We start from the raw sequence: 8,359 nt of genomic DNA, 5'->3' as shown, positions 1-8,359 counted from the left end.
CCAGCTGGTAATCCTCACGCGAAAGCACGCGCCCGGACATGGCGAACTTCGCCCGCGGCTCGAGCTTGAAACGGCCGTGGGAGAGTTCGGTGCCGCGCCGGATATCTTCCTGGTCCGGGACCTCGCCCGCGACGATGCCTGGCGCATCGTGCACCGGCCGGTGGCGCCACCAGTTGTAGCCGCCCCAGCCGCAAAGCACGACCAGCAGGACGACGAGCCATGAACGCATCAGCAAAAACCGTCAGGGAGTCGGATGGGCAACGTCCGAAGGCTTCGCCGGTTGACCGGTGGCGCAGCCCCGCGCGTTGAACAGGTCGGCAGGGACGTCGCGCACGACCTCGGCAAGCGACTCGAAGAAGGGGGTCATGGCCGAGCTCTTCCGCCACAGCATCGCGATGCGGCGGCTGGGCGCCGGCTCCTCGAACTCGATGAGCTGGACATTGGTCGACTGGGCCACGGGCGGCTTCACGGCCAGGGTGGGCAGCAGGGTGATGCCGACGTTGGCCGAGACCATCTGGCGCAGCGTTTCCAGGCTGGTCGCGCGAAAGCCGGATTTCTCGCCGGCGCCCGCCATGTGGCAGACCTCGAGGGCCTGGTCACGCAGGCAGTGGCCGTCTTCCAGCAGGAGCAGGTTCTGCTCGGCCAGGTCATCCATGCGCAGGCGGCCATGCCCGGCCAGCTCGTGGCCACTGGGGACCGCCAGCACGAAGGGTTCCTCGAACAGGAACTCGGTATGCAGGGAATCGTCGTGCACGGGCAGGGCGAGGATGCCGGCATCCAGGGTGCCTTCGCGCAGCATGTGCAGCACCTGCTCGGTCTTTTCCTCGCGCAGCAGCAGTTCCAGGCGCGGGAAGCGCTCGCGCAGGCGCGGGATCACGTGCGGCAGCAGGTAGGGGCCGAGGGTAGGGAAGATGCCCAGGCGGATCGTGCCGGATTCCGGGTCGCGGGTGCGCTGGGCGATCGCCTTGATCTCGTCGACCTGCGACAGCACGCCGCGCGCCCGGCGGGCGATCTCGCGGCCGGTTTCCGTCAGCAGGATTTTGCGTGGCGTTCGCTCGACAAGGGCGACGCCCAGCTCATCCTCGAGCTTGCGGATCTGGGTCGAAAGCGTGGGCTGGCTCACGAAGCTGGCTTCCGCCGCGCGGCCAAAATGGCGGTGCTCGGCGAGCGCCACCAGATAAGACAAATCTCGAAGGTTCATGGGACGATCTCGAGAGGCATTGCGATAGTCATAGGCTATCACATTCATGCCTACAATCGATTTGAGATATGTGTCCCCCTTCGCTAACCTAGCTCCATCGCTCGCTTCCCCAGGCGGGCAAGCCTTGTACACCAACCCTCACTCTGGAGAGTCGATCCATGCTGACCATTGGCGATAAGTTCCCCGAATTCAATCTGCTGGCCGTCGACGGCGGCCCGCTGGCCAACAAGATCGAAGACGCCTTCACCACCATTTCCGACAAGTCCTACGAGGGCAAGTGGAAGCTGGTGTTCTTCTACCCGAAGGACTTCACCTTCGTGTGCCCGACCGAAATCAAGGGCTTCAGCGACCTGAACGAGCAGTTCGCCGACCGTGACTGCCAGATCCTGGCTGCCTCGACCGACAGCGAATTCGTCCACCGCGCCTGGCGCATGGACCACGCCGACCTGAAGGACCTCAAGTTCCCGATGCTGGCGGACATCAAGAAGGAGCTGACCTCGGCTCTCGGCATCCTGACCAACGACGGCGTCGCCCAGCGCGCGACCTTCCTGGTCGATCCGAACGGCGAGATCCAGTTCGCCTACGTCACCGCTGGTTCGGTCGGCCGTAACCCGGACGAAGTGCTGCGCGTCCTCGACGCCCTGCAGACCGACGAGCTGTGCGCCTGCAACTGGAAGGCCGGCGACGACACCCTGAAGGTCGCCTAAGCCTTCAACGCTCGAAGTCCCGCGCCGCATCCCTCCCTCCCCCGCGCGGCGCGGGCACCTCGTAGGAGCGCACCCTGTGCGCGACATCTCTCGCGGCAACGCCCCAGGGCCCCTGGCTCTTTCGCGAAAGGCGTCGCCCACAGGGTGGGCTCCTACAACCTGACTGCGACACCCCTGAATTCCTTCCCGGCTTGCCTCTTAGGCGGCCGCCGCGTGAACCGGTGCCCTCGCTCCGAGCCATTCCGCGACCCATTCCTTCAGTCCTTAAATAAACGATCAGGAGCACACCGATGAGCATCGCCGACCTGCGCAGCCAGCTGCCCGAATACGCCAAGGACCTCAAGCTCAACCTCGATTCCGTGCTGAGCGAAGCCGGTGCCCCGGGCCTCAACAAGGCGCAGATCGCCATGATCGCGCTGGGTTCGGCCTACGCCGCCCGCTTCAAGCCGCTGACCGAAGCCGTCGCCGCGTTCGCCGCCGAGCACGCTTCGGCCGAGCAGCTGACCGCCGCCAAGGGTTCGGCTGCGATCATGGGCATGAACAACATCTATTACCGCTTCCAGCACCTGGTCTCGCACCCCGAGTACGAAACCATGCCGGCCAAGCTGCGCATGAACGTGATCGGCGCCTACAAGGGCGAAGCCAAGAATGACTTCGAGCTCGTTTCGCTCGCCGTGTCGGCCGTCAACGGCTGCGGCATGTGCATCGACTCGCACGACAAGGTGCTGCGCGATGGCGGCGTGAGCGTACAGGGCATCCAGAGCGCGGTGCGCATCGCCTCGGTGATCCACGCCGTGGCCGTGGTGCTCGAGCAGGCTGAAGCTGCTGGCTGAGTAATTTCGTAATACCCGTCGTCCACAGGTCGCTCCCCCGTAGGAGCCCACCCTGTGGGCGACGTTTTTTGCGATGAGGCTTCAGCGCCTGTAGCTCGCTCGCGAACGGCGTCGCCCACAGGGTGGGCTCCTACGATGGCTGCGTCTTAACGCAGCCTTTCGCGTTTAGGCACATCCTCCGCCCACCAACAGCGGAGGGTGTGCCATGAGCTACGTCGATGGTTTCGTTCTGCCGGTTCCCGAGGCCAACCTGGCCGAATACAAGAAGATGGCCAGGCTCGGTGCCAGGGTCTGGATGGACCATGGGGCCCTCTCGTACACCGAATGCGTCGCCGATGACGTCCAGGCCGGCAAGGTCACGTCCTTCCCCCAGGCGGTGAAGCTCAAGCCCGGCGAAACCGTGGTCTTTGCCTGGGTGGTCTATAAAAGCCGCCGCGACCGCGACAAGATCATGAAGAAAGTCATGGAAGATCCGCGACTTGCGAAGTACATGGATCCCAAGGCCATGCCCTTTGACGGCAAGCGGATGTTCTGGGGCGGGTTCAAGCCTATCGTTGAGATGTGACGCAATGCGGTAGGAAGGGGGTGCCTTCCGGCACTGTGTCGAAGGTCACCCCTCTACGCACGATGGGCGGGATTATCCACAGGGAGTCCCACCCACCATGCGTCGTATCGTCCGTCCCCTCCTTCTCACCGCGCTGGCCGCCTGCTGTGGCGCCGCGTTCGCCGCCGGCACGGACGCCGCCCCGCCGCTTGGCCACCTCCCCGAGTGGGCCCAGCCGGAGAGCTACAAGCTCGCCTTCAAGGTGGACCCGAAGCAGGAGGATTACTCCGGCTCGACCATCATCAAGCTCAAGCTCACCCAGCCGTCCGACTTCGTCTGGATCCACGGCAAGGAGCTGAAGGTTTCCAAGGTCGTCGTCACCGACGCCGCGGGCAAGAAGCACACCGGCAAGTACACCGTCGCTGCTGAGAAGGAAGGCGTCGCCCGCCTCGACCTCGGCGGCAAGCTCGAAGGCGAGATCACCGTCGCCATCGATTTCACCGCGCCGCTGAACAAGCAGCTGCAGGGCCTGTACAAGGTCTCGCACGAGGGCGTGCCGTATGCCATGACGCAGATGGAGCCGGTATCGGCCCGTTACGCGTTCCCGGGCTTCGACGAGCCGCGCTTCAAGACCCCGTACGACATCAGCCTGACCATCCCGGCCGATGACCAGGGCGTGGCGAACACCGCGCAGGTCAAGGAAGAGAAGGCCGGCGCCGGCTGGAAGACCCTGACCTTCTCGACCACCAAGCCGCTGCCGACCTACCTGGTCGCGTTCGCCGTCGGTCCGTGGGATGTGGTCAAGGGCCCGGACATCACCCCGACCCAGTACCGCAGCACCGCCACCCCGCTGCGCGGCATTGCCGCCAAGGGCGAAGGCCACCGCATGCAGCACGTGCTGGGCGAGACCAACTCGATCATCCACACGCTCGAGGACTATTACGGCTTCGGCTACCCGTTCGACAAGCTCGACCTGCTCGCCGCGCCGGACTTCAGCGCGGGCGCGATGGAGAACGCGGGCCTCGTCACCTTCCGCGACTGGCTGCTGCTGATCGATCCGGATTCGGCCGCCAACTACGTGCGCGGCTCGTTCAACGTCAATGCGCATGAGCTGGCCCACCAGTGGACCGGCGATACCGTGACCATGGCGTGGTGGAACGACCTCTGGCTCAACGAAGCCTTCGCCACCTGGATGCAGCAGAAGGTGACGCAGAAGGTTCACCCGGAATACCGCGCCGACCTGGATCGCGTCCGCGGCGCCCAGGGTGCGATGAACAACGACAGCCTGGTCAGCGCACGCAAGATCCGCCAGGAAATCACCGGCAACGGCGATAGCGAAACCGCGTTCGACGGCATCACATACCAGAAGGGAGCGGCCGTGCTGGGCATGTTCGAAGGCTACGTGTCCGAGCCGACCTTCCAGAAGGGCATGCGCGCGTACATCCAGAAGCACAAGTTCGCCAATGCCACGGCCGATGACCTCGTCGACTCGATCGCCGAAGCCGCGGGCCAGGGCGAGCAGTTCAAGAAGGCGTTCAACAGCTTCCTCGACCAGTCCGGCGTGCCGTACGTGGCGACCGAGGTGAAGACCGAGGGCGGCAAGACCGTGCTGCACGTGAAGCAGAGCCGTTACCTGCCGCTCGGCAGCACGGGTGATGCGAACCGCGTGTGGGGCGTGCCGATGTGCGTGCGCTATGCCGTCGCCGGTGGCGACAAGGTCAAGTGCGAAATCTTCGACACGGCTGAAGGCAGCATCGTGCTCGACGGCGCCGCGAAGAACGCGTGGGTCATGCCGAACGCCGAAGGCCGCGGTTACTACCGCTTCGCCGAGAGCAAGGCCGACCTCGCCAACCTGGCCAAGGTCGTCAGCAAGCTGAGCGACGCCGAGCAGCTGGCTTACGCCGATGCGGTCCGCGCTGGTTTCCAGCATGGCGACCTCAACGCGGGTGATGTCCTTGCCGCGCTGAAGCCGATCACGGCCTCGAAGACCCGCGAAGTGTTCACCGCGCCGATCCCGACCTTCAGCTGGATCATGGACCACGAAGCGACCACGGATGCCCAGCGCGCCGCGCTGCGCCAGTGGGCCATCGATGCGTACAAGCCGAAGCTGGCTTCGCTGGGCTACCGCAAGAAGGCAGGCGAGCAGGACAACGACACGCTGACCCGCAACGCCCTTGTTGGCTTCCTCGCCGACAAGGACATCGCCGACAAGGATGTGCGCGCCGAAATGCTGAAGCAGGGCGATGCCGCGCTGAAGCTGAAGGATGGCCGCCTCGATCTCGACGCCGCGGATCCGGACCTGCTCGCCACCGCCCTCGGCGTGTCGGTGCAGGAACACGGCGCACCGGCGGTCGACGCGATCATCGCCGAAGTCCCGAAGACCTCCGACCCGGCCAAGCGCAACGCCATGCTCGTGGCGCTGGGCGATGCCAGCGACGCCGCCGTGGCCAACAAGGCCCGTGACTTTGCCCTCAGCAAGGACGTGAAGGTCGGCGAGATGGCGATGGTGCTGGCCGGCGGCCGCGACAGCGAGAAGTCGCGCGACGAACTGTGGCAGTGGTTCACCACGAACTACGACAAGATCGTCGCCCGCACGGGCAGCTTCGCCGGCGGCAAGCTCCCGGCGCTCGCCGCGAAGGGTGGTTGCTCCAAGGCCGAAGCCGACCGACTCAGCGCGTTCTTCAAGCCGCGCATGGGCCAGGTCAGCGGCGCCGAACGCGGCCTCGCGCAGACCAGCGAGGAAATCCTCCTGTGCTCCGCACTGAAGGACAAGCAGGACCCCAAGTCCATCAAGTAATCCAAAGCAACAGGTAATGAAAAGGGCCGGGGAATTCCCCGGCCCTTTTTTTTGCAAGCTCTTGTGGGAGCGCGCTTGCGCGCGATCGACGTCACAAAACCTGAAACGCCACCCGCTGCGCACTCCCACTCCCCACCGGGTAAACAACAAATTCAAAGTTACCGCCCTGGTGCCCGCTGGCATCCCAGGTACGGCGGTAGCCGACGATGGTGTCGCCGCGGCGGCATTTGCCGAGCCCGGCTCCCGTCCTGCACAGGGGCTCCTTGCCGATCTCACGAAGCGAGTTGCTGAGGAGTCGCGCCTGGGCATTACTACCGTAGCCAATCTCGTCGGTAAGAATGCGCATCCACGCGCCGCCGTGGTCTTTCATCGTGCTGCTTCGTCCGGCGACTTGCTCATTTCCAGCGGTAGCGGAGCTCACCTCGTACACGTAGGCGCGTGTTAGCGCGTTTGATTGAGCGAGTGCCGGCGTCGATGCGGTCACTACGGCCGCGATAAGAGCGATGGGAAAAATGTGCATGGGTGTGTCCTGTCAGCGACCTCATGGCCGCGACACATCGTTATCCACGCGCAACACGGGGCACAGGCGATGGTGCCCGCGCGATCATGTAGGCGTTCGCCGCGCTGCGACGATCTCCGAGAGTACGCAGATGCAGCGCGTAGGGCTTTTGCGCGAATTCGTGACAGTGAATGCCGACAGATGATGTCCCGCGTCTTCCTTGCCTTGAGGTGACATGCTCATATCTCCTCACGCCACCGAGGAGAGTTCCCGTGCACGTATCCATCTCATCAGCCGTACCTGCATCCCTAGCGCAGAAGTTCGACAAGCCCACCCAGGGTGTCACCCGCGCGAGCGAGCCGGAAAGTCCACTGCTCGATAAGCGCGTCGACTTTTCGCATATCACTCCTCGGCAGCTCCAGAATTACATCAACGAGCGCATCTTCTCGAACACCATCGATCCCGATGAAGCAACGTCAATCATGTCTCAGTTGTCGACGTATCAGATGCAAGATGCGCCGGACGTCCCCTTCGACCTTCGTGCCCAGATGACCGGCACGATGGAGTTCCACCAGGACCGTGGCGACCCCCTGGCTGCGTGGTATGCCCACCTGATCAAGCGCCTCGACGAAATGGAAGCCCAGTCGCTCCGCGTGGACGCTTTCGCCTAGCCAGGGTGCCCCGGCCTTGGGTTACGCTTAGCCCATGCATAGCCGGACCACCACCGCCCGTGATGTCGCCGAACTTGCCGGGGTTTCGATCTCGGCGGTTTCGCGGACCTTTACGCCCGGGGCCAGCGTGTCGGCGAAGACGAAGGACAAGGTGCTGGCGGCGGCAGAGTCGCTGGGCTATCGGCCCAACCAGCTCGCCCGGAGCCTGATGACCGGGCGTACGGCGCTCATCGGCCTGGTCTCCAACCACTTCGCGAACCCGACCTTCATGGAGGTGTTCGACCTGTTTACCCGGGAGCTGCAGGCGCGCGGGCTGCGTCCGCTGCTGGCCAACCTGGGTGAGGACGAGGATGGTAGCCAGGCGCTCGACATGATGCGTCAGTACAGCGTGGACGCGGTGCTCATCGCGACCTCGGCGCCCCCCGCGGGCTTCGCCGCCTCGTGCCGCGCGGCCGGCATGCCGGTGATCCATGTGTTCGGCCGGGCAGGGCGCGGCTCGCCCGTGCCGGTAGCGACGGTCGATAACGTGGCCGGCGGGCGGTTGGTCGGGGAGGCCATGCGCCAGCGCGGTCTCAAGAAACTCGTCTTCCTAGGCGGTTCGCCCCACGATGCGTCGTCGATCGACCGTGCCAACGGCTTCGCCGAAGCCGCCGGCAAGTGCCTGCGCCGGACGGTGTTCGCCGGCAACTACACGCACGACCACGGGCGCGATGCCATGCTGGCGCTGCTGGAAGACGATGCCTCGATCGACGGGGTTTTCTGCGGCGACGACGTGCTGGCGATGGGCGCCATCGATGCCTGCCGCGAACGCGGGGTGGATGTGCCCGGCCAGGTCAGCATCGTCGGCTTCGATGACATGCCGCTCGCCGCATGGGCCGCGTACTCGCTGACCACCGTCCGCCAGCCGATCCGCGCCATGATCCTGCACGCCATCGAGCGCATCGCGAACTGGGTCGAAGACGCCAACGCGGTGCCACGCAGCAAGCTATTCCCCTGCGAATTGATCGAGCGCACGAGCCTGCGGTAACGCAAAAGGCACTCTGTGGGAGCGGGGGGGGGGGCGGGGGGGGGGGGGGGGGGGGCCCCCCCCCCCCCCCCCCCCGCCCC

The 8,359-nt window shown here is 65.1% G+C and carries 8 protein-coding genes and 1 pseudogene; 6 read left to right on the top strand and 3 right to left on the bottom strand.

Going from position 1 to position 8,359, the window contains the following annotated elements; translation table 11 throughout:
- A pseudogene (locus tag ACTHLF_RS18025) lies at window positions 1-229 on the bottom strand (hypothetical protein); the annotation flags it as partial.
- Between the two features lie 12 nt (window positions 230-241).
- The gene (oxyR, locus tag ACTHLF_RS18020) at window positions 242-1,201 is read right to left on the bottom strand and encodes a DNA-binding transcriptional regulator OxyR (RefSeq protein ID WP_440329133.1); all 960 of its coding nucleotides are present in this window, start codon (window positions 1,199-1,201) and stop codon (window positions 242-244) included.
- Window positions 1,202-1,359: 158 nt separating this feature from the next.
- On the opposite strand from oxyR, the gene ACTHLF_RS18015 reads away from it, so the two are divergent.
- The 4 genes from ACTHLF_RS18015 (at window position 1,360) to ACTHLF_RS18000 (ending at window position 6,082) form a co-directional block, all read left to right on the top strand.
- Window positions 1,360-1,908, top strand: coding sequence for a peroxiredoxin (locus ACTHLF_RS18015; RefSeq protein WP_247328891.1), 549 nt, complete (start codon window positions 1,360-1,362; stop codon window positions 1,906-1,908).
- Window positions 1,909-2,198: 290 nt separating this feature from the next.
- Window positions 2,199-2,741: a carboxymuconolactone decarboxylase family protein gene (locus tag ACTHLF_RS18010; protein WP_440329131.1), complete on the top strand. Its 543-nt coding sequence runs from the start codon at window positions 2,199-2,201 to the stop codon at window positions 2,739-2,741.
- Window positions 2,742-2,946: 205 nt separating this feature from the next.
- The gene (locus ACTHLF_RS18005; protein WP_440329129.1) at window positions 2,947-3,306 is read left to right on the top strand and encodes a DUF1428 domain-containing protein; all 360 of its coding nucleotides are present in this window, start codon (window positions 2,947-2,949) and stop codon (window positions 3,304-3,306) included.
- A 97-nt stretch (window positions 3,307-3,403) separates the two neighbouring features.
- On the top strand, window positions 3,404-6,082 hold the full coding sequence (locus tag ACTHLF_RS18000) for a M1 family metallopeptidase (RefSeq protein WP_440329127.1): 2,679 nt from the start codon (window positions 3,404-3,406) through the stop codon (window positions 6,080-6,082).
- Between the two features lie 91 nt (window positions 6,083-6,173).
- On the opposite strand, the gene ACTHLF_RS17995 is transcribed toward ACTHLF_RS18000, so the two are convergent.
- Entirely contained in the window at window positions 6,174-6,602 is a 429-nt protein-coding gene (locus ACTHLF_RS17995) for a DUF4879 domain-containing protein (protein WP_440329125.1), read from the bottom strand.
- Between the two features lie 251 nt (window positions 6,603-6,853).
- Between ACTHLF_RS17995 and ACTHLF_RS17990 the strand changes: the two genes are divergently transcribed.
- Window positions 6,854-7,252, top strand: a complete 399-nt coding sequence (locus ACTHLF_RS17990; protein WP_440329123.1) for a hypothetical protein — start codon at window positions 6,854-6,856, stop codon at window positions 7,250-7,252.
- 34 nt (window positions 7,253-7,286) lie between these two features.
- A complete protein-coding gene (locus ACTHLF_RS17985) occupies window positions 7,287-8,279 on the top strand; it encodes a LacI family DNA-binding transcriptional regulator (protein WP_440329121.1) in 993 nt (330 codons plus the stop codon).
- Window positions 8,280-8,359: the final 80 nt, after the last annotated feature.

It is taken from the genome of Luteibacter sp., assembly GCF_051958795.1.
Lineage (GTDB): Bacteria > Pseudomonadota > Gammaproteobacteria > Xanthomonadales > Rhodanobacteraceae > Luteibacter.
This window is presented reverse-complemented; position numbering and strand designations above follow the sequence as displayed.

Coding starts and splice junctions, on each gene's coding strand:
- oxyR (WP_440329133.1), bottom strand. CDS start 1,201: ATGAACCTTCGAGATTTGTCTTATCTGGTGGCGCTCGCCGAGCACCGC.
- ACTHLF_RS18015 (WP_247328891.1), top strand. CDS start 1,360: ATGCTGACCATTGGCGATAAGTTCCCCGAATTCAATCTGCTGGCCGTC.
- ACTHLF_RS18010 (WP_440329131.1), top strand. CDS start 2,199: ATGAGCATCGCCGACCTGCGCAGCCAGCTGCCCGAATACGCCAAGGAC.
- ACTHLF_RS18005 (WP_440329129.1), top strand. CDS start 2,947: ATGAGCTACGTCGATGGTTTCGTTCTGCCGGTTCCCGAGGCCAACCTG.
- ACTHLF_RS18000 (WP_440329127.1), top strand. CDS start 3,404: ATGCGTCGTATCGTCCGTCCCCTCCTTCTCACCGCGCTGGCCGCCTGC.
- ACTHLF_RS17995 (WP_440329125.1), bottom strand. CDS start 6,602: ATGCACATTTTTCCCATCGCTCTTATCGCGGCCGTAGTGACCGCATCG.
- ACTHLF_RS17985 (WP_440329121.1), top strand. CDS start 7,287: ATGCATAGCCGGACCACCACCGCCCGTGATGTCGCCGAACTTGCCGGG.